The organism is Streptomyces sp. SL06 (genome assembly GCF_058244745.1).
In genome coordinates this window covers 7,371,273-7,390,030 of sequence record NZ_JBSYOT010000002.1, presented here as the reverse complement: position 1 = coordinate 7,390,030, position 18,758 = coordinate 7,371,273, and the positions used below count along the sequence as shown (strand labels likewise).

General features: G+C 70.2%; 18 protein-coding genes. 5 read left to right on the top strand and 13 right to left on the bottom strand.

The features are described 5' to 3' along the window. Nucleotides 1-194: 194 nt before the first annotated feature. Nucleotides 195-1,211, top strand: coding sequence for an IPT/TIG domain-containing protein (locus tag AC4IHM_RS33465; protein WP_490870718.1), 1,017 nt, complete (start codon nt 195-197; stop codon nt 1,209-1,211). A gap of 144 nt (nt 1,212-1,355) precedes the next feature. Beyond that, nucleotides 1,356-1,871: an Ig-like domain-containing protein gene (locus tag AC4IHM_RS33460; protein WP_490870717.1), complete on the top strand. Its 516-nt coding sequence runs from the start codon at nt 1,356-1,358 to the stop codon at nt 1,869-1,871. 212 nt (nt 1,872-2,083) lie between these two features. Here the strand turns inward: AC4IHM_RS33460 and AC4IHM_RS33455 are convergent, their stop codons facing one another. From AC4IHM_RS33455 to AC4IHM_RS33430, 6 genes are all read right to left on the bottom strand, one after another. After that, entirely contained in the window at nt 2,084-3,325 is a 1,242-nt protein-coding gene (locus AC4IHM_RS33455; protein ID WP_490870716.1) for a cytochrome P450, read from the bottom strand. Nucleotides 3,326-3,500: 175 nt separating this feature from the next. Further along, nucleotides 3,501-4,442: an SDR family NAD(P)-dependent oxidoreductase gene (locus AC4IHM_RS33450; RefSeq protein ID WP_490870715.1), complete on the bottom strand. Its 942-nt coding sequence runs from the start codon at nt 4,440-4,442 to the stop codon at nt 3,501-3,503. Between the two features lie 183 nt (nt 4,443-4,625). After that, entirely contained in the window at nt 4,626-4,820 is a 195-nt protein-coding gene (locus AC4IHM_RS33445; RefSeq protein WP_490870714.1) for a ferredoxin, read from the bottom strand. A 20-nt stretch (nt 4,821-4,840) separates the two neighbouring features. Continuing rightward, nucleotides 4,841-6,028 (bottom strand): NAD(P)/FAD-dependent oxidoreductase, encoded by a 1,188-nt coding sequence (locus tag AC4IHM_RS33440; RefSeq protein WP_490870713.1) that lies wholly within the window; start codon nt 6,026-6,028, stop codon nt 4,841-4,843. A 221-nt stretch (nt 6,029-6,249) separates the two neighbouring features. Continuing rightward, nucleotides 6,250-6,990 carry an SDR family NAD(P)-dependent oxidoreductase gene (locus AC4IHM_RS33435; protein ID WP_490870712.1) on the bottom strand — a complete coding sequence of 247 codons (741 nt, stop codon included), beginning with the start codon at nt 6,988-6,990 and terminating at the stop codon, nt 6,250-6,252. 119 nt (nt 6,991-7,109) lie between these two features. Then, nucleotides 7,110-7,499 (bottom strand): carboxymuconolactone decarboxylase family protein, encoded by a 390-nt coding sequence (locus AC4IHM_RS33430; RefSeq protein WP_490870711.1) that lies wholly within the window; start codon nt 7,497-7,499, stop codon nt 7,110-7,112. Nucleotides 7,500-7,776: 277 nt separating this feature from the next. Between AC4IHM_RS33430 and AC4IHM_RS33425 the strand changes: the two genes are divergently transcribed. Further along, nucleotides 7,777-9,447 carry a flavin-containing monooxygenase gene (locus tag AC4IHM_RS33425; RefSeq protein WP_490870710.1) on the top strand — a complete coding sequence of 557 codons (1,671 nt, stop codon included), beginning with the start codon at nt 7,777-7,779 and terminating at the stop codon, nt 9,445-9,447. Between the two features lie 77 nt (nt 9,448-9,524). On the opposite strand, the gene AC4IHM_RS33420 is transcribed toward AC4IHM_RS33425, so the two are convergent. Both AC4IHM_RS33420 and AC4IHM_RS33415 read right to left on the bottom strand, forming a co-directional pair. Continuing rightward, nucleotides 9,525-9,923: a nuclear transport factor 2 family protein gene (locus AC4IHM_RS33420; RefSeq protein ID WP_490870709.1), complete on the bottom strand. Its 399-nt coding sequence runs from the start codon at nt 9,921-9,923 to the stop codon at nt 9,525-9,527. A 24-nt stretch (nt 9,924-9,947) separates the two neighbouring features. Continuing rightward, on the bottom strand, nt 9,948-10,346 hold the full coding sequence (locus AC4IHM_RS33415; RefSeq protein ID WP_490870708.1) for a YybH family protein: 399 nt from the start codon (nt 10,344-10,346) through the stop codon (nt 9,948-9,950). A 193-nt stretch (nt 10,347-10,539) separates the two neighbouring features. On the opposite strand from AC4IHM_RS33415, the gene AC4IHM_RS33410 reads away from it, so the two are divergent. Further along, a complete protein-coding gene (locus AC4IHM_RS33410) occupies nt 10,540-11,586 on the top strand; it encodes a cyclase family protein (protein ID WP_490870707.1) in 1,047 nt (348 codons plus the stop codon). A gap of 93 nt (nt 11,587-11,679) precedes the next feature. Here the strand turns inward: AC4IHM_RS33410 and AC4IHM_RS33405 are convergent, their stop codons facing one another. Together AC4IHM_RS33405 and AC4IHM_RS33400 are read right to left on the bottom strand one after the other, a co-directional pair. Then, complete coding sequence (locus tag AC4IHM_RS33405) at nt 11,680-12,378, bottom strand: TetR/AcrR family transcriptional regulator (protein WP_490870706.1); 699 nt, start codon at nt 12,376-12,378, stop codon at nt 11,680-11,682. Nucleotides 12,379-12,625: 247 nt separating this feature from the next. Further along, a complete protein-coding gene (locus AC4IHM_RS33400) occupies nt 12,626-14,623 on the bottom strand; it encodes an alpha-ketoacid dehydrogenase subunit alpha/beta (protein ID WP_490870705.1) in 1,998 nt (665 codons plus the stop codon). 186 nt (nt 14,624-14,809) lie between these two features. Here AC4IHM_RS33400 and AC4IHM_RS33395 point away from each other — a divergent pair, with 186 nt between their 5' ends. Beyond that, nucleotides 14,810-15,517, top strand: coding sequence for a TetR/AcrR family transcriptional regulator (locus tag AC4IHM_RS33395; protein WP_490870704.1), 708 nt, complete (start codon nt 14,810-14,812; stop codon nt 15,515-15,517). A 47-nt stretch (nt 15,518-15,564) separates the two neighbouring features. Here AC4IHM_RS33395 and AC4IHM_RS33390 read toward each other — a convergent pair whose 3' ends face one another. From AC4IHM_RS33390 to AC4IHM_RS33380, 3 genes are read right to left on the bottom strand one after another with little or no spacing between them, the layout of a single operon-like run. Then, on the bottom strand, nt 15,565-16,719 hold the full coding sequence (locus tag AC4IHM_RS33390) for an acyl-CoA dehydrogenase family protein (RefSeq protein WP_490870703.1): 1,155 nt from the start codon (nt 16,717-16,719) through the stop codon (nt 15,565-15,567). Nucleotide 16,720: 1 nt separating this feature from the next. Beyond that, nucleotides 16,721-17,779 carry an alcohol dehydrogenase catalytic domain-containing protein gene (locus AC4IHM_RS33385; RefSeq protein WP_490870702.1) on the bottom strand — a complete coding sequence of 353 codons (1,059 nt, stop codon included), beginning with the start codon at nt 17,777-17,779 and terminating at the stop codon, nt 16,721-16,723. After that, entirely contained in the window at nt 17,776-18,648 is an 873-nt protein-coding gene (locus AC4IHM_RS33380) for an enoyl-CoA hydratase/isomerase family protein (RefSeq protein ID WP_490870701.1), read from the bottom strand. Before AC4IHM_RS33380 ends, AC4IHM_RS33385 begins: the two co-directional genes overlap by 4 nt. Between the last annotated feature and the right edge of the window lie 110 nt (nt 18,649-18,758).

Genomic DNA, 18,758 nt, shown 5'->3' with positions numbered 1-18,758 from the left:
TTCGCACCGGGCGGCAGCCCTGCCCCGACCACCGCCTTTCGCGCGACGATCCCCACCCTGCCCGCCGCCCGACCAGGTGGCCTCGGTGGGAGGACGGCCCCCTGCCGCCGGCTTCCCGGATGCGGTGACTCCCAGGCCCGGACCGGCGCGCCGTCAGCCCCGGGCTTCGCCCAGGCTGTCATAGGAGCATCCTCATGCCCCCCACGATCAACACCATCGTCCCCACACAGGGCCCCACCACCGGGAGCACCACCGTCACCCTCACCGGCACCGGCATGGCGGGATCCACCGCCGTACGGTTCGGCAGCACCAACGCCACCTCCTTCACCGTCAATTCGGCCACCCAGATCACAGCGATGAGTCCTCCCCACGCCGCGGGTGCGGTGGCGGTGACGGTCGTCCATCCGACCGGCAGCAGCAACTCGGTCACCTTCACCTACGTCACGGCGCAGGTGCCGCAGATCACGGGGGTGACACCCGCCAACGGCCCGACGGCGGGCGGCACCGGTGTCACCCTCGTGGGGACCGGGTTCTCCGGGGCCACGGCGGTCACCTTCGCCGGGGTCCCGGCCACGTCGTTCCTGGTGAACTCGGCCACCCAGATCACCGCCGTCACACCCGCCGGAACCGCCGGGGCGGCAGCGGTGGCCGTCACGACACCAGGGGGCACCAGCGCCCCGGACGCCTTCTTCTTCTACGCCGCGCCGCCCGTTCTCGACAGCGGCAGCCCTGCCCAGGGCCCCACGGCGGGAGGCACCGTGGTCACACTGAATGGAAGCAACCTGCTCGGCACCGGCACCGTCCGCTTCGGCTCCGCCAACGCCGTCTCCTTCACCGTGGTGTCGGCAACGCAGATCACGGCATCCGCCCCTCCGGGGACGGGCAGCGCACCGATCACGGTGATCACCCCGGGCGGTACGAGCAACCCCGTCGCCTTCACCTACCTCGGCCCGCCCACGCTGGCGGCCCTGGTGCCCAGCAGCGGTCCGGCGTCCGCAGGCTCCGTGGTCACTCTCACCGGCACCGGCCTGGCGAGCGCCTCGGCCGTCACCTTCGGGGGTACGGCCGCCTCGTTCACGGTGGTGTCGGACACGCAGATCACCGCAGTCGCACCGGCGGGCTCCCCAGGCCCGGTCACCGTCACTGTCACCACCGCGGGCGGCGTCAGCCCCGGGCTCACCTACACCCGCATCCCCGCACCCGGCATCTGACCCGTCCGGCGAGTGCGCGGTCAGCTAATCCAACCAGGCTACTTATGGGCGCAGCATTCCACGAGGGCAAAGAATAGGGCTATAACGTGACATTTCACGTGTCCCGCGACCTGCGGACCGGAAATCGAAACAAGGAATGAACCGGTGCGAATCACACCACGCAGAGCGCGACTAGTCATCGCCGCAGCCCTGGCCGCCGTGCTGGGGCTTGCCTCGCCCGCCTGGGCGGTACCGTCGAGCACCACGGTGACGGCCTCCCCGCAGTCCGCCGAGGTGAACACCCCCGTTCAGCTGGAAGCCACGGTCGACTGCCCCGCCGACCCCACCGGCGGCCTCGGTGTCACCTTCTTCGACAACAGCGACCTGCTCGACACCGTCCCGGTGAACGCCAACGGCCAGGCCAACTACACGGCCACCTTCACCACCGTCGGCACCCACACCATCACGGCCGCCTACAACGGCAACTCAGAATGCGACGCCTCAAACAACACCACGACCGTCCAGGTCACCGCCACCCCGACACCCCCCGACCCGACCCCCGGCTTCTGCCTCCTCGTCTGCGGCGGACTGATCAACTTCAACGTCGGCGACATCACCAACAACATCAACTCCTCCACACACACGTATCGGCACCACAACCAGCGTCTCCAGCACCACTGACCTTGAAGGCGTGATGTCGTCATGGTGGGGCGAGCGCGACTCCGGTTCCGGTGAGGCGGCCGTCGAGGACGCCGTGCCGGTACTGGAGTCGGCGCAGCCCCGCCGGACGACGGTGGTGGAGCCGGAGTAACCGGGCTCCCCCGGGGAGTTCGGGGAGCGGGCCGTGCTGACGAGGACCTGTCAGGCGGCCCGGCCTCGTGGCTCGCGCCGGGTCACCAGGCGATGGGCAGCTCGTAGATGCCGTAGGCCTGTGAGTCCTCCTTGAAGTTCAGCTCCGACACGTCGGCCGCCAGCCGCAGCGTCGGGATGCGGCGGAACAGCGTGCTGAAGACGACGTGAAGCTCGATACGGGCCAGCTGTTGGCCGATGCACTGGTGCGGGCCCCAGCTGAACGCCATGTGGTGTGCGGCCTTGCGCGCGAGGTCGAGCCGCTCGGGGTCGGGGAACGCCTCCGGGTCCCAGTTGGCCGCCGGAAGGGCGGCGATGACGCCCTCCCCGGCGCGGATCACCTCACCGTCGATCTCGATGTCCTCGACGACCGCCCGGCGGGCGAGCAGGTGCGGGATCGTCAGGTAACGCAGCAGTTCCTCAACGGCGTTGGCCACGAACTTCGGGTCGTCGCTGTTCTCGCGCAGAGCCGCCGCCTGATCGGGGTTCTCCAGCAGCAGGGCAGTCCCCAGAGTGATCATGTTGGCGCTGGTGTCGTGGCCGGCGACCAGCAGGATGTGTCCGAGCGGCGCGGCCTGCGCCATGGTCAGGTCGCCCGCCTTGACCCGCTCGGCGAGATCGGACAGCACGTCCTCACCGGGGTCGTCCATCTTGGCCTCGATGAGCCCGCCGATGTACTCGCGCAGGACCCGCGTGGTCTCGGCCGCGTCCTCGGGGCTCTTGTAGCGGGCGTTGGTGACGCCCGCGTGCTCCTGGAAGAACGGGTGGTCCGAGTAGGGCACTCCGAGCAGCGCGCAGATCATCAGGGACGGCAGCGGAAGCGAGAGCGCCTCGTTAAGCTCGGTCGGGTTCGGGCCCGCCAGCATCCTGTCGATGAGGTCGTCGGTGATCCGCTGGATCTCCGGGCGCAGCTTCTCCATCCGGTGCCGGGTGAAGGAGCTGGTCAGCATCCGGCGCCAACGCTGGTGCTCGGGGCCGTCGGTGTTGTTGATCGACGGCTGCATCTGCCCCGCGTGCGCCTTCATCGCCGCCGTGGTGTGCGGGTACCCGGGCGCCCCGATGTTGGCGCTCAGCCGTGGGTCGGCGAGGAGTTGGCGCTGGGTGGCATGGGTCGTGGCGACCCAGGGGGTGCCGCCGTCCCATGTCTCGACCCTGCGGACCGAGGGGCCCGAGTCGTGAAGCGCGAGCAGTCCCGGCGGCGGTGCGAACGGGCACTCCGCGGCCCGGGGCGAGGGGTACTTGGGAATCTCCTCGGTCGCACCGCTACCGGTCACCTTCTCGGCCATGGTCCGCACTCCTCTTCCTTGAGTTCCTCGGGGGACGGCAACGAGCTGCGCGTGCGCCGGAGATGTCGGCGGGACCCGGACGTCGCGCACCGCTCCTGGCCGACAGCACCGCGATGTGCCGTACGAATCTTACGCCGACCGGTCGGTACAATCAATGCCGTACGACGGTCCCCGATCACGAGGACGCCGCACCCGGCTTCTCCTTGAACTGGTGGCCGAGGAACTCGCCCGTCCACGCCATCAGGTCCGCAGGGACGTAGTAGCCCTTCTCGTCGTTGATCGCGTCCCAGTTCCGCACCACGTCCTCGACGGTGGCCGGAGCGCCCCGGTGCACGTAACCCGGGGTCGAGCCGATGAAGAGGCGCGCGAACGCCCCGGCACCGGCCGCGTAGATCTCGCCGCTGACCGGGCAGTCCTCGTGGGCGAGGTAGGCGACGATCGGCGAGACCGCCTCGGACCGCATGCCCGCCTGCTGCGCGGCGGCTTCGGCGGCGGCCTCGTCCTCGATGCCGCCCATCCGGGTCAGCGCGGCCGGGGCGATCACGTTCACCTTGATCCCGTGGGGCTCGCCCGCGAGCTTCGCGCTACGGGCCAGTCCGATCACGCCGCCCTTGGCCGCGGCGTACGACAGGTTGTTGTCGAGGCCGAACAGACCGGCGGACGTGGTCAGTACGACCCGCCCGTAGCCCTGTTCCACGAAGTGCGGCCAGGCGGCCCGGGTGGTGTTGAACGAACCGAGCAGGTGCACGGCCAGGTGGTGTTCCAGGTTCTCGAGGTCGACCTCCGGCAGACCGGCGTACCTGATGATTCCGGCGTTGTTGACGACGATGTCGATCCGCCCGAAGGCGTTCAGCGCGGTGTCGACGATCGCCCTGCCGCCCGCTTCGGTGGAGACGTTGTGGTGGTCGGCGACGGCCTCGCCGCCGGCCGCGACGATCGAGTCGACCGCCCGCTGTGCCGGGCCGGCGTCGGCGCCCTCGCCCTCCATCGATCCGCCGAGGTCGTTGACGACGACCTTCGCCCCCCGTTCGGCCAGCAGACGGGCGTGGGCGCGCCCGATGCCGCGCCCCGCGCCGGTGACGACGGCTACGCGTCCTTCGAAACTCAACTCGGTCATGGGTGAACTCCTGTCGTGCTGTACCGGACCGCGAACCGGTGGCGAAGGAGTCTCGGCCGCACCGGTCATGACGGACAGAGGGAACGTGGGCTCCCGGCCGCGCTCAAGGCGGCGGGAGAAGCGGGAGGAGGAGAGCCGGTCCGGGATGTTCCGGCCGGCCCGCCGCCGGTGCGGGCGTGCTCGTCACTCCTCGATGCGGATGGCGAGCGCGGGGCACACGGCCCCCGCGTTGCGCACGTCCTCGGCGAACTCCGCCGGCGGATTCGGGTCGAGCAGGATGACGATGCCGTCCTCCTCCCGCTGGTCGAACACGTCCGGGGAGGCGGACACGCACTGTCCGGCGGCGCAGCACTTCTCTTCGTCGACGAGAACCTTCATGAGACCTCTCCTTTTCGGTTTCAGGGGGTGGAGGCGGGGGCGTGCAGGGCGTCCACGACCTCCTGGCGGCGCAGCCGCGTCTGCTTGGGCATGTTCCAGCCAAGGACGCCGGTGACCACGCCCTCGCTGGTGTAGCGGGCGACGAATCGCCGGGCCGTCACGTCGCCTTCGACGACCTCCGCCTCGGCCTCGGCCGGGAGCAGTCCGTGCACCTGGAGCTTCGCGTCGAACTGGTCGGTCCAGAAGTACGGCACCGGGACGTAGGGCCGGTCGTCGCCGAGGACGGCTCCGGCGACGGCGAACGCCTGCTCGGTGGCGTTCGTCCGGTTCTCCAGCCGGAGCAGCCGCCCGTAGCTCTCGTGGTGGAACCGGGCCACGTCGCCGACCGCGTAGATGCCGTCCGCCGCTCGGCACCGGGAGTCGCACACCACGCCGTTGTCCAGGGTGAGTCCGCTGCCCGCCAGCCACCGCGTCGCCGGTGACGCCCCGATGGCGACGACGACCACGTCCGCCGGGAGGGTCTCCCCGGAGGCCAGTTCCACTGCGGTGACCCGGCCGTCCGAACCGGTCAGACCCGCGACACCGGCACCCAGGCGCAGCCGCACGCCGCGCTCGCGGTGCAGGTCCGCGAGCAGTCCGGACACCATGGGGCCCACCTGGAGGGCCATCGGGGCGGCCAGCGGACCGGCGAGGGTGACGTCCAGCCCGAGTGTGCGGGCGGTCGCCGCGATCTCGGACCCGAGTACACCTTCGCCGACCACGACGAGCCGCGCCCCGGGCCGCAGGTCGGCTTTGAGGGCCAGCGCGTCGTCGAGGCCGCGCAGCACGTGCACGCCGTCCAGTTCGGACTGTCCCGGCAGGTGGCGCGCGCGGACGCCGGTGGCGATCACGATGGCGTCCGCGGACCGTTCGAGGCCCGACGCCGTCCGCACGGTTCTCGTCGGCGCGTCCAGACCGGTCGCCGCGTCGCCGAGTGCGAAGTCGGCGTCGAGGCCCGAGAGGATCTCCTGGGTGCGCAGGGTCGCCCTCGCCGGTTCCCACGCGCCGGAGAGGACCTGCTTGGACAACGGCGGCCGGTCGTACGGCGCGTGCGGCTCGTCGCCGATCACGCCGATCTCGCCGTCGTACCCCTTGCGCCGCAGGCTCTCCACCGTGGTGAGCCCGGCCGCCGAGGCGCCGACCACCAGGACCCGGCCGGGGGCGCTCACGCGTCGGCCCCGTCGGCTCCGGGCCGGACGGACAGCCTGCCGCGGCTGTCCGACGTACTGTGCTCGATCCTCATGGATGACTCCGTTGCTGCTCTGATGCGGTCCCGCCGGGGGACACGGACATGTCGGTCGACACAATCGCTCCGGGGCGGGTCAAACGGTTCGCGCCCCCGCCCCCTCCACGGCCTGGGGCCCGTCGCCGGCCCGAAGCCCGCCGGGCGTCACACGAGGTAACGTCCGCCGTTCGTGCCGAGGGTCTGACCGGTGACGTAACCGGCCTCCTCGGAGGCCAGGTAGGCCACCGCGTGGGCGACGTCCTCGGGCCGGCCTGCGCGCTTCATCGGCATCGTCTTCGCGACCGCCTCCACGTCGACCGGTCCCTGCCGCACCAGCGGGGTGTCGACGAAGCCGGGAGGCACGTGGTTGACGGTGATCCCCTTGTCCGCGTACTCGATCGCCAGCGCCCGGGTCAGGCCCATCACCCCGCCCTTGGAGGCGACGTAGTGGGCCATGGCCGGCGCGCCGGTCTGCGCGGACGACGACGAGATGTTGACGATGCGCCCCCAGCCCGCGTCGAGCATGTCCGGCACCAGTTCCCGGGTCACCAGGAACGGCCCCTTGAGGTTGATGCCGATCATGCGGTCCCAGGCGTCCTCGGTGATGCTCGTGAACGGCTGGTAGGCGGTGACTCCGGCGTTGTTGACGAGGATCGAGACCGGCCCCAGTTCCTCGCGGGTGCGCGCGGCGGCCGTGGCCACTGCGGCGGCGTCCGCCGCGTCGCCGCCCACGGCGGTCGCCGTGCCGCCCGCCTCCTGGATCATGCCGACGGTCTTCTCCGCGCCCTCCAGGTCCAGATCCCACACGGCGACCGCCGCGCCCCGAGCGGCCAGCACCGTCGCGATCGCCCGCCCGATTCCGCGGGCGCCGCCGGTGACGACCGCGACCCTGTTCTCCCAAGACATAGGAACTCCTCAGATGGTGACGCCGCATCACCGGCCCGAGGACGGACCGTGCCGAAGCGGCTGGTGGAACATCTCCCGCGCTCGCCCTTCGCTCCCCCGCCCGAGGGCGTCCGGCCCCGTCAGCCGGAGAGCGCCTCCCGGGCGGCGTTGCGCGCCGCCGTGGCGGCCGGGAAACCGGCGTATCCGCCGGCGTGGTAGACGACCTCGGCGATCTCGTCCTCGGTGAGGCCGTTCGTGACGCCGATCCTGAAGTGGGTCCTGAGTTCGCTCTCGGCTCCGAGCGCGATGAGGATTCCCAGCGTGACCAGGCTCCGGTCGCGCGGGCTGAGGCCCTCACGCGCCCACAGGGCGCCCCACACGCTGGTGAGGCCGATCTCGACGAGTTCTTCCCCGAGCTGCCCGTCCCGCAGGTCGATGTCCCCGTCGGGGAACACACCGGGCAACGCGTCCCGCATCGCCTTGAGGCCGGCGCTGCGCAGGTCGGTCGGGTCTTCAGCATCCTTCGCCATGTGCGACTCCTGTTGGCACGTCACTGTGTCATCCCCTTCAACGAAAGTTAGATCAATCGGTCGGTATAATCAACGAGTACGACGGCGGCCTCACCGATCGGGGCCGACCGGGTCGAGCCCCGGCTCGACCCCTCGGCGCCCGTCCCATTGGCGCCCACCCATTGATGGAGCCACCGCACTGCTCTACCCTCGCCTCAATATTCGACCGACCGGTCACTACACAAAACAAGGGCTCATGCGGGCGGAGCAAGCAGCCCCCTGTTCGCTTGGAGGGCAGATGAGCAAGACGACGAAGACACCGCGGACGGCCGACTCGACGGCCGGAGGGCAGGCCGATCCGGCCGGTCTGCTGGACGTCGTGGTCATCGGAGCCGGGGTCACCGGCATCTACCAGCTGTACCGGGCCAGGGAGGCCGGTCTCTCGGCGAAGCTGCTGGAGGCCGGTACCGGCGTGGGCGGCGTCTGGTACTGGAACCGCTACCCCGAGGCACGCTTCGACTCCGAGAGCTACACCTACGGCTACCTCTTCTCCCGGGAGCTGTGGGAGGAGTGGGAGTGGACGGAGCAGTACGCCGGACAGCCGGAGATCGAACGGTACTTCAACCACGTGGTCGACCGGTTCGGCCTGCGGGGCGACATCGTCTTCGACGCGAAGGTGAGTTCGGCCGTCTACGACGAGCCGACGGGCACCTGGACCGTCACGGCCAACAACGGCACGACGCTGAGGACGCGCTTCCTCGTCGCGGCCACCGGCAACCTCTCGGTCCCCTTCGTCCCGGAGATCCCCGGCCGGGACGACTTCCGGGGCGAGCAGCACCACACGAGCCGCTGGCCCAAGGAGCCCATCGACTTCCGGGGCAAGCGGGTGGCGCTCGTCGGCACCGGGTCGAGCGGCGTCCAGGTGGTGCCCGCCATCGCCGGCGAGGTGGCCTCCCTGACCGTCTACCAGATGAAGGCCGACTGGGTCACCCCCCTCAACAACAGGCCCATCACCCCCGAGGAACAGGCGCGGCTCAAGGCCGGCTTCGAGCGCATCCGCGACACCCTCGACACCTCGCCCAGCGGGTTTCTGCACACCATGAACCCGGTCAGCGGGGCGGACGTGGGCCCCGAGGAGCGCCAGGCGTTCTACGAGCGGATCTGGAACAGCCCCGGCTTCACCAAGCTGACCGAGCACTACCGCGACATGACGTACAACCCGACGGTGAACGCCGAATGGTGCGACTTCATGGCCGCGAAGATCCGCGGCATCGTGCGGGACCCCGAGACGGCGGACAAGCTGGTCCCCAAGGACGGCGGGTACGGCGCGCGACGCCCCCCGTTCGGCACGGGCTACTTCGAGGCGTACAACAACCCGAACGTCTCGCTCGTCTCACTCCCCGAGGAGCCCATCCTCCGCTTCACCGAGAACGGTATCGAGACCGCGGCGGGCCTGCGCGAGTTCGACATCGTCATCTGGGGCACCGGCTACGACTTCGGCACCGGCGCGCTCAACCGGCTCGGCGTGCGCGGAAGGCGGGGCCTGCCCCTGGAGGAGTACTGGTCGGCCGGGCCGCGTACCTATCTCGGGGTCGCCACGGCCGGTTTCCCGAACTTCTTCTTCCCCGGCGGGCCGCACGGCGCGCTCGGCAACAACCCCCGTTACGCGGGCGACCAGGTGGAGTTCGTCCACGAGACCATCCAGTACGCGCGTGACCACGGCCACGACGTGATCGAGGTCAAGGCCTCCGCCGAGAAGGAGTGGACCGACCTCATGAACAGCAGCGACTCCCTGTCCATCTTCCAGAAGGGCAGCTACTTCTACGGGTCCAACATCCCGGGCAAGGCCGTCAGCCAACTGCTGAATCCCACCGGGCGATGGAAGCTCCAGGAGCTGATCCGGGAGGTCCGGGAGAACGACTTCAACGCCTTCGACCTCTCGAAGGCGGGCTCTCCGCGCGACGCGTGACACAAGAGGGCGGTGCCCGGCCGGCGGCGGGGAGCCGGCCGGGCACCGCCCTGTCTCACCAACGGGCGCGACGCGCGTCACGGCTGGAAGGTGGTGACCCTCCGCTGGAAGCGCCACTCGCCGTCGCGCCGGCGCAGTACGTCGTCGTAGCGGCCGACCAGCCGGACCGCCCAGCCCGCGTCGTCGCGCTGGAAGAAGGCCAGGTTGCTGACCGCCGTCGCCTCGTCGTCGGTGGCCGACGTGACGACGGTGTTCCCCACGAGGTGCAACTGCGGTCGCGCCGGGGAGAATCCGGCGTATCCGGCCCGTATGGCGTCGTGCCCCTCGAAGGTGCCGACGCCGGTGATCTCGGCGACCGCGTCGGGCCAGAAGAGTTCGACGAGATCTTCGACGCGGTCGGCGTCGAGTGCCTGCGCGTAGGCGGCCACGGCGGCCTGGACGTGAACGGCGGCCGAGATCTCGGCAGATGTGGTCATGTCGGCTCCCACAGAGTCGGTCGGTCAGATCTGGTAAGTGGTGGTCCTGCGCGTGAAGAGCCAGGTGCCGTCCTGCCACCGCAGGGTGTCGGCATAGCGGCCGGTGATCTGCACGTCCCAGGAGGACTCGCCCCGCTGCAGGAAGACGACGTCGCTCACCGCGGTCGCCCCGCCGTCACCGGACGCCGTGACGACCGTGTTGCCGACCAGGTGGAGCTGGGGTTTGGTCGGCTCCCAGCCCTTGAACGCCTGGTGGATCGCCGCACTTCCCTCGACGGGTTCGGCGCCCGGCACCTCCAGGACGGCGTCCGGCGCGTACAGCGCGACGATCTCGTCGGTCCGGCCGGCGTCCTGCGCCTGGGTGTGTGCGCCGATGGTGGCGCGGACACCCGCCACGACCTCGGCGTACGGAATTTTACTCATTCGTGTGCCTCCAAGCACCGACAGCTACGTCAGCCCACGGTCTACCCTATTTCGACCACCTAGTCTATTACTTTTACCGAAAGCGTCGCGAGCGTGTCAGTAAAACAATGAGACATTCCATTGACCAAACGGTACAAAGTAAATAGCATGACGGCGACAGTCGACAGGGACGTCGACGGAGGAGGCATTCACCATGACGAAGCGCTGGAAGCAGAGGCCGCCCGGGTCGACGTGGGGCGATTGGGGCGAGGACGACGAGCTGGGCCGCATCAACCTGCTGACGCCGCAGAAGGTGCTCCAGGGTGTGCGCGAGGTCGAGCACGGAGTCAGCTTCAGTCTGAGCCTCCCGCTCGACTATCCGGGCGGTTCGGCCATGAACCAGCGACGCTATCCGCCGATCCTGCGGCCGACCGAGGATCTCGCGCACAAGCAGGACGTCTTCTACAACGTCGTCGCGAGCAAGGAGATCGACCCCTCACTGACCGACGTGTGGTCGGACGACGTGGTCACCCTGTGGCTGCAGTACTCGACCCAGTGGGACGCCCTCGCCCACCAGGGCGCCGAGTTCGACGCGGACGGCGACGGTGTCGCCGAGCCCGTCTACTACAACGGGTACCGTCCGGGCACCGACCTGGTCGGACCCCGGGACGACGCCAAGGGGGACGGCAGCGGCAGCCTCAGCTTCGCCCGTCACCTCGGCCTGGAGCACATGGCGGAGCACGGTGTCCAGGGGCGCGGTGTCCTCATCGACATCGCCCACCACCTCGGCACGGGCTACCAGCCGGTCAGCTTCAAGCAGCTCCAGGACATCATGGCCGCGGACGACGTGACCGTGGAACCCGGTGACATGCTGCTCCTGCGCACCGGCTTCGCCACCCAGATCCTCGCCTGGGAGAAGAACCCCGACCCGGTGGCGATCCACCAGACCGCGCCGTACCTCGACGCCGACGACCCCGATCTCCTGGAGTGGATCGCCGACAGCCAGATATCGGCGCTCATCGCGGACAACTACGCGGTGGAGGGCGTGGGCGTCACCAAGGCCCAGGGACCGCACACCCTGCTGCCCATCCACCATCTGTGCCTCTTCAAGCTCGGCGTCCCGCTCGGTGAACTGTGGTACCTCGACAAGCTCGCCGCCTGGCTGCGCGAGCACAACCGCAGCCGCTTCCTGCTCACCGCTCCCCCGCTCAACCTCCCCGGTACGCAGGGCAGTCCGCTCACCCCCGTGGCGACCGTCTGACAGGACCGGCACCCGTCGCTCCGTCTGCCGCCGAGGCCCCAGGACCGGTTCCCGGGGCCTCGCACGTGCCCGGTGCGCGGCTCGGGCGGCGGGTCACGGCTTCCGTGAGGAGCTGGGCAGCGGCTCGGGGGTGGCGGTCTTCCTCAACGCGAGAAGCTCGGCCATGCGGTCCTCCAGGTCGGCGAACCGGCGGCCGGGAGTGGCGAAGCCCAGGAAGAGGGTCGCGCAGTACTCCCGGGAGAGGAACTCGGCGTCCCACTCGCCCCCGGGCTCGATCCACTGGTACGTGTGGTTGTGCATGTTGAGGAACTGCAGTGTGGCCAGTCGCGGATCGATCCTGCGGAACGATCCCTCGTCCATGGCGGCGACGAGCAGTTGCTGGACGACGTTCTCGAACTCGCGGCGCTGGCTCAGCAGTCGCGTGCGGTTGACCCCGTGCAGGTTGCGGTAGTCGTGCTCGTAGACCCAGACGTGGTCGAGACGGGCCAGGATGTTCTCCAGCAGCGTCAACGACAGCATCCGCAGGCGGACCAGCGCGTCCTCGTCGAGCGCGGCGATCCGGTGCACGTTGGCGAGCATGGGACGCATGACCCGGTCCTGGATCTCGACGAGCAGGTGCTCCTTCGAGCCGATGTAGTAGTACAGCGCACCCCTGGCCAGCCCTACGACATCACCCACCTCGGCGATGCCGGTGGCGGCGTAGCCCTTTTTGGCGAACAGTGCGGCCGCCTTGTCGATGATCTCCTGCCGCTTGGTCTCGTAGCCCGGCCCGTGCCCTGGTGGTCTCGCCATAACTCAGCAGTTTAGGGCCTGGGTACCGATGGACCGGCAGCGGTGGGGATCTTGCATTCGCACCCGGCTCCGCCGGACGTTCGAGGTCCCCGCCCGCCGGCCGCGGAGCGCTCCGTCGGCCGCGTGGGGTGAACCCGTGCCCCGCGGCCGGCGACCGGCCCCCGCCTCGCCGCGACCTCCCTTTGGACTGATCGATACATTGATCGGGGCGCCCTCGGGGAAATGTCCCCGAAGGCGCCTTTTGATTTCAGACCGCGGCGATGCGGCGCACGGTGGCGGCGATGGTGTCGTGCGAGGGCAGCCAGGCCCGTTCGAGGGACGGAGCGTACGGGGCCGGGACGGGGGGCGGCGCCACCCGCGTGACAGGCGCGTCCAGGTGCCAGAATCCCTCGTCGACGGCGAGGGCGGCCAGTTCGGCGCCGACACCGAAGTCCCGTACCGCCTCGTGGGCGATCACCAGACGGTTGGTCTTGGCGAGGGAGGCGAGGACGGTCTCGCGGTCCAGCGGGGCGATCGTCCGCAGATCGACGACCTCGGCGCTGATCCCCTCCCCCGCGAGTTGCTCGGCCGCGGTGAGGCAGTCCTGGACCATCCGCGACCAGGAGACGAGGGTGACGTCCGTGCCCTCGCGCACGACCTTGGCCCTGCCGAGCGGAATCAGGTGGTCGTCCGCGGGACGCGGGCCCTTGAGGCCGTACTGGAGGCGGTTCTCGACGAATACGACCGGGTTCGGGTCCTGGATGGCCGCGCGCAGCAGGCCGTAGGTGTCGGCGGGGTTGGACGGCATCACCACGGTCAGTCCGGGAATGTGCGCGAGAACGGCCTCCAGGCTCTGCGAGTGCTGGCTGCCCGAGGAGCGGCCCGCCCCGAACTGGGTGCGCACGACGAGGGGCATCGAGGCCCGGCCGCCGGTCATGAAGCGCAGCTTGGCGGCCTGGTTGAGCAGCATGTCGAGGCAGACGCCGATGAAGTCCATGTACATGATCTCCACGACGGGCCTCATCCCGGCCATCGCCGCGCCCACCGCCGTACCGAGGATGGCGCTCTCGCTGATCGGGGTGTCGCGGACCCTTCCGGGGAACGCCTGGGCCAGCCCCCGGGTGAGCCCGAAGACGTTGCCGCCCGCGCCGACGTTGATGCCGGCCACGAACACCGAGGGGTCCGCCGTCAGCTCGTGCTCCAGGGCGAGGCGTACGGCGTCCATGGAGCGGAAGATCTCACCGCCGGGCGCGGGGCCGGCGGGCTCGGGCAGGGCCGGCCTCGGGGCGGAGACGAAGTCGTGCAGGGTGGCCGGGTCGGGTTCGGGCAGACTCCGCGCCCAGACGACGGCCGCTTCGATCTCCTGGTCGATCTCCTCGTCGACGGCGTCCACCGGCGCCTCGCCCACCCCGGCTGCCGCCAGGTGCCGGCGCGCCACGATCAGCGGGTCCCGCGTCCTGGCCTCGGCGACCTCCTGCGGGCTGCGGTAGCGCTCGGGGTCGCCCTCGTAGTGCCCGTGCCAGCGGTAGGTCTCCGCCTCCACCAGGATCGGGCCGCCGCCGTGCCGGATCCGCTCCACCACGTCGCTCATCATTCCGGCCACGGCGAGGATGTCGTTGCCGTCGACGTGCGCGTACCCGATGCCGTATCCGGCGGCGCGGGCCGAGAGCGGCGCACGGTGCTGCTCGGAGGCGGCCGAGAACTCGGAGTAGTGGTTGTTCTCGCAGAGGAAGACGACGGGCAGGTCCCATACGGCGGCCAGGTTGACCGCCTCGTGGAACATGCCCTGGGCGACCGCGCCGTCCCCGAAGAACGCCACCACCACGTCGCCGGCCGCGCGCAGTTTGGCGGCGGTCGCCACCCCGGCCGCGATGGGCAGGCCCGCGCCCACGATGCCGTTGGCTCCGTAGATGCCCAGACCGGGATCGGCGATGTGCATGGAACCGCCGCGGCCGTGACAGGTTCCGGCGTCCTTGCCCATCAGCTCGGCCATCATCGAGGCCGCGTCCAGACCTTTGGCCAGGACATGACCGTGGCCACGGTGGGTGGAGGTGATGCCGTCGCTTTCACGCAGGGGCCAGCACGCGCCCACGGCACTGGCCTCCTGACCGATCGACAGATGCAGAAAACCCGGTATCTCGGTCGCCTTGTACAGCTCCGACGCCCGCTCTTCGAACCGGCGGATACGTCGCATCCGCCGGTACATCTCAAGGAGTCGCTCCCCGTGCGGGGAATCCACGCCGTCCATCTGCGGTGCCACAGTCATGTGCGTCCTCGCTACACTCACGCAGGCGACGCGCCGAACGCGCCGCCTCGGCCGTATCTTCAATGTACCGACTGGTCGGGCAAACTGGAGACAGCATCACCGCCGTCCGCCTCCCTTTCGGTCACCGACCGCGGGAGGCGGACACCGCACCGACAGCGCGCTGTCGCACGAGAGGGAGAGAACCCCATGCCACGACCGCCGGGCCACGGTCCCGACTTCGAGGTCAGGCGTCAGAAGATCATCGACACCGCGGCCGAGCTGTTCGCCCGCCAGGGCTACGCCGCGACCTCCGTCAATGACCTGGGCCGGGCCGTGGGGCTGGCGAAGGGCGCGCTGTACTACTACATCGTGTCCAAGGAGAACCTGCTGATCGAGGTCCAGTCGCGGGTGATGCTGCCGCTGCTCAAGCGCGCCCGGCAGGTGGCGGAGCTGGACGAGACGCCGCTGGTGCGCCTGCGGCTGCTCTCGGAGTCGCTGCTGACGATCATCTTCCACCGGCTCGACCACATCTGGGTCTACGAGCACGACTACCGCAGCCTCAGCGGGGGTGAACTGCGGACGCTGCTCCAGCAGCGGACCGATTTCGAGCAGCTCGTCTCCGGTCTGCTCTCCGAGGCCATCGGGCAAAAGGCCCTCAGCGCGGTCCAACCGCGCCTGGCCACACTCCAGTTCCTCAATCTGCACAATCACACCTACCAATGGGTGCGCACCGACGGGCCGTGGGGACCCGACCGCCTCTCCCGTGAGTACTGCGCCACTTTGTTCCGCGGTTTCGGGGCGCCCGACAGCACACTGCGGGCTGTCGAGGAGCGGGCCGAGGCGTTCAAGCGCGACCGGCCCGAGTGCTCGCTCGACCCCGAGAAGGACTGGGCGCCCGTCGCCGTGGGAGGCTGATCCGGTCCCGTGGTGTGCGAGCGCGCACCGCGGGACCCGACCGGGCCTCACGTCCGCTTGACCAGGGCCCTCGCGATGACATTGCGCTGGATCTCGTTCGTGCCCTCGCCGATCTCCAGGATCTTCGCGTCGGCGTAGAAGCGGGAGATCTCCGACTCGCGGATGTAGCCGTAGCCGCCGTGGATCTGCACCGCCTGGGAGGCCGCGCGGTTGGCGACCTCGGAGGCGTACAGCTTCGCCATCGCGGCCTCGGTGGCGTAGGGGCGTCCCCGGTCGGCGAGCCACGCGGCGCGGTAGACCATCCATCGGGCGGCGTCGAACTCCGTGCCGATGTCCGCGATCTTGTGGGCGACCGCCTGGAAGGCGGACAGCGGACGCCCGAACTGCTCGCGTTCCGTGGCGTGCTGGACGGCCAGCCGCAGGGCCGTCCTGGTCAGGGACAGTGCCAGCGCGGCCACGCTGATGCGGCCCTTGTCCAGCACGGACAGGAACTGGCGCAGGCCGCCGCCCTCGTCGCCGATCAGATGGTCCTCCGGCACGAAGCAGTCGGTGAAGACCAGCTCCCGGGTGTCCATGGCGTGCCAGCCGAGCTTCTTCAGCTTGCGGCCGCACGCGTAGCCGGGCGTGTCCGTGGGGACGTAGAAGGTCGCGAAACGCTTGCGGCCGTCGTCGTCGTGGCCGGTCACCGCGAGGAGGGTCACGCCCTGGCTGATGTCGGTACCGGCGTTGGTGATGAACATCTTGGTGCCGTTGATCAGCCACCCTCCGTCCACCCGACGCGCGGTGGTGACGATCCCGGCCGCGTCGGAGCCCGCCTCCGGCTCGGTCAGGCCGAACGCCCCGATGGCCTCGCCCCGCGCCAGCGGAGCCAGCCAGCGCCGCTTCTGTTCCTCCGTGCCGTAGGCGAGCAGCGGCAGCGAGGCGATCGTGGAGTGCGCGTTCCAGGACGAGGCGACCGACTGGTCGACGGCGCCCAGTTCCTCCATCACCGCCACGTACGAGACCATGTCGGCGCCCGCACCGCCGTACGCCTCGGGCACCAGCATGCCCATGAGTCCGAGTCCGCCCAGTTTGGTGAAGATGTGGGTCGGGAACTCCTCGTTCTCCGACCACGAGGCCGCGTGCGGGGCGATCTCCCGGGCCGCGAACTCGCGGACCATCTCCTGCAACGCCCGCGTCTCTTCGGGCAGGTCGAAATCCATCTCACAGTCCCTTCGGGGTCAGCAGAACCTTGAGGTGCCGGGCCCGGTCGGCGGCCAGGTCTTCGAAGACCCCGGCTCCCTCGGCCAGCGAGAACCGCCCGGTGAGCAGGGGGGAGGCGTCCAGGCGCCCGGTGCTCATCAGGTCGATCACGCGGGGGATGTCGAAGTTGTAGCCGAGGGTGCCGAGCAGGGTCCGCTCGTAGAAGACGAGCTGCCCCATCTCGATCTCCACACGGCCGTGGCCGACCCCCGCCAGAACGACCCGGCCGCCGCGCCGGACGGTGGCCACGGCCTGGGCCGCGAGCGCGGGTACGCCGGTCGCGTCGATCACCACGTCCGGGCCGATGCGCCCGGTGCGCACGAAGAGTTCACGGCGTACGTCCGTCTCCCGGGGGTCGAACGCCTCGGTGACCCCGGCCGCCAGGAGCTTCTCCCGGCGTTCTCCGAGCGGCTCGCTGACGTACAGCCCGGCGGCCCCCGCGAGACGGGCCGCGAGCACCACGGCGAAGCCGATCGGGCCGCCCCCGAGAACCAGGACGTTGTCGCCCGCCCGCACTCCTGCCCGGGTCACGGCGTGCAGGCCGACGGCCAGCGGTTCGGCCAGGGCCGCCATCTCGTCGCTGACATTGCCGGGGAGGCGGGTCAGGCCGGCCAGCGGCACGGTGACCCGCTCGGCGAAGGCCCCGGGGGACGCCAGTCCGACGCTGCCGCTCTTGGGGCAGATGTGGTATTCGCCTCGTGTGCACCAGTAGCAGCGCCCGCACCGCCAGACGGGATCCACGGTGACACGGTCGCCGACGGCGACGCCGGGGACCTCGGCGCCCAGGGCGAGCACGGTTCCGCTGAACTCGTGTCCCAGGGCGAGGGGCGGTTCGGCGCCGGTGAGAGGGTGCGGGCCGCCGCGGATCATGTGCGGGCCTTCGAGGAACTCGTGCAGGTCGGTGCCGCACACGCCGCACCAGGAGACCTCCACGACCGCCTCGTGCGGTCGCGGGGGCGGCGGGTCGGGCACCTCCTCCAGACGCAGGTCCCGTGCACCGTGCCAGCGCAGTGCCTTCACGTCGTACGCCCCTTCGTGTCGTCCTGGTCCGGGTCGTGCTGATACGTGTCGTCCTGATCCGGGTCGCGCTCGTCGGCTCCGTCGCCGGCTCCCGCCGGGCCGGCGAAACGCGCCTTGCCGGGGCCGTGTTCGAGGAAGGAGCGCAGACCGGTGGCCGCGTCCGCCGTCCCGAAGACGCCGGTGAACAGCGACCGTTCCAGCGCGAGTCCGGTGGACAGGCCGGCGTCGGCGCCGTGGTCGACCGCCTCCTTGATCGCTTCGAGGGCGGCGGCCGGTCCCGCGGCGAGCCTGTTCGCGTAACCGAGCGCGGTGGCGTGCACCGCCTCGGCCGGGACGACCTCGTCCACGAGTCCGATCCTGAGCGCCTCCTCCGCCTTGACCCCGCGGCCGGTCATCAGCAGGTTCTTCGCCTTCGCCGGGCCCAGCAGGCGCGTCAACCGCTGGGTGCCGCCGGAGCCCGGGATGATGCCGAGCCGCACCTCCGGCTGACCGAGCACGGCGTCTTGGGCCGCGACCCGGTAATCGGCGCACAGGGCCAGTTCCAGACCGCCGCCGAGCGCGTAGCCGTTGACCGCGGCCACGACCGGCATCGGGAGGCGGGCGACCTCGTCGAACGCACGCTGCAGGGCCCGGTTCCAGCCACGGATCTCTTCGGGGCCCATCGCGGCCAGGGCCTTGATGTCCGCCCCGGCCGCGAACAGGTGCTCACCCCCGTAGAGCACGACGGCCCGTACGTCGCGCGCGTCCGCGAGTCCGCGCACGGCCTGCGCCAGCTCTTCACGCAGAGCGGAGTCGAAGGCGTTCATCGGCGGATTGTCCAGGCGGAGAGTGGTGACGGGCCCGTCGGCCTCCAGACGAATGCGTGGCACAGGTTCCCTCCTTCCGCGGGAATCGCCCGCACACCGGTTGTCGGTAGCTGTGGAGCGTCGTAAAGTTCGGCTACCGGTTTTATAGACCAAGAGGTACACGAAAACTTTGT

Excerpts from the sequence above, each read along its gene's own strand:
- AC4IHM_RS33465 (WP_490870718.1), top strand. The coding sequence starts at position 195 with ATGCCCCCCACGATCAACACCATCGTCCCCACACAGGGCCCCACCACC.
- AC4IHM_RS33455 (WP_490870716.1), bottom strand. The coding sequence starts at position 3,325 with ATGGCCGAGAAGGTGACCGGTAGCGGTGCGACCGAGGAGATTCCCAAG.
- AC4IHM_RS33450 (WP_490870715.1), bottom strand. The coding sequence starts at position 4,442 with ATGACCGAGTTGAGTTTCGAAGGACGCGTAGCCGTCGTCACCGGCGCG.
- AC4IHM_RS33445 (WP_490870714.1), bottom strand. The coding sequence starts at position 4,820 with ATGAAGGTTCTCGTCGACGAAGAGAAGTGCTGCGCCGCCGGACAGTGC.
- AC4IHM_RS33435 (WP_490870712.1), bottom strand. The coding sequence starts at position 6,990 with ATGTCTTGGGAGAACAGGGTCGCGGTCGTCACCGGCGGCGCCCGCGGA.
- AC4IHM_RS33430 (WP_490870711.1), bottom strand. The coding sequence starts at position 7,499 with ATGGCGAAGGATGCTGAAGACCCGACCGACCTGCGCAGCGCCGGCCTC.
- AC4IHM_RS33425 (WP_490870710.1), top strand. The coding sequence starts at position 7,777 with ATGAGCAAGACGACGAAGACACCGCGGACGGCCGACTCGACGGCCGGA.
- AC4IHM_RS33420 (WP_490870709.1), bottom strand. The coding sequence starts at position 9,923 with ATGACCACATCTGCCGAGATCTCGGCCGCCGTTCACGTCCAGGCCGCC.
- AC4IHM_RS33415 (WP_490870708.1), bottom strand. The coding sequence starts at position 10,346 with ATGAGTAAAATTCCGTACGCCGAGGTCGTGGCGGGTGTCCGCGCCACC.
- AC4IHM_RS33410 (WP_490870707.1), top strand. The coding sequence starts at position 10,540 with ATGACGAAGCGCTGGAAGCAGAGGCCGCCCGGGTCGACGTGGGGCGAT.
- AC4IHM_RS33405 (WP_490870706.1), bottom strand. The coding sequence starts at position 12,378 with ATGGCGAGACCACCAGGGCACGGGCCGGGCTACGAGACCAAGCGGCAG.
- AC4IHM_RS33400 (WP_490870705.1), bottom strand. The coding sequence starts at position 14,623 with ATGACTGTGGCACCGCAGATGGACGGCGTGGATTCCCCGCACGGGGAG.
- AC4IHM_RS33395 (WP_490870704.1), top strand. The coding sequence starts at position 14,810 with ATGCCACGACCGCCGGGCCACGGTCCCGACTTCGAGGTCAGGCGTCAG.
- AC4IHM_RS33390 (WP_490870703.1), bottom strand. The coding sequence starts at position 16,719 with ATGGATTTCGACCTGCCCGAAGAGACGCGGGCGTTGCAGGAGATGGTC.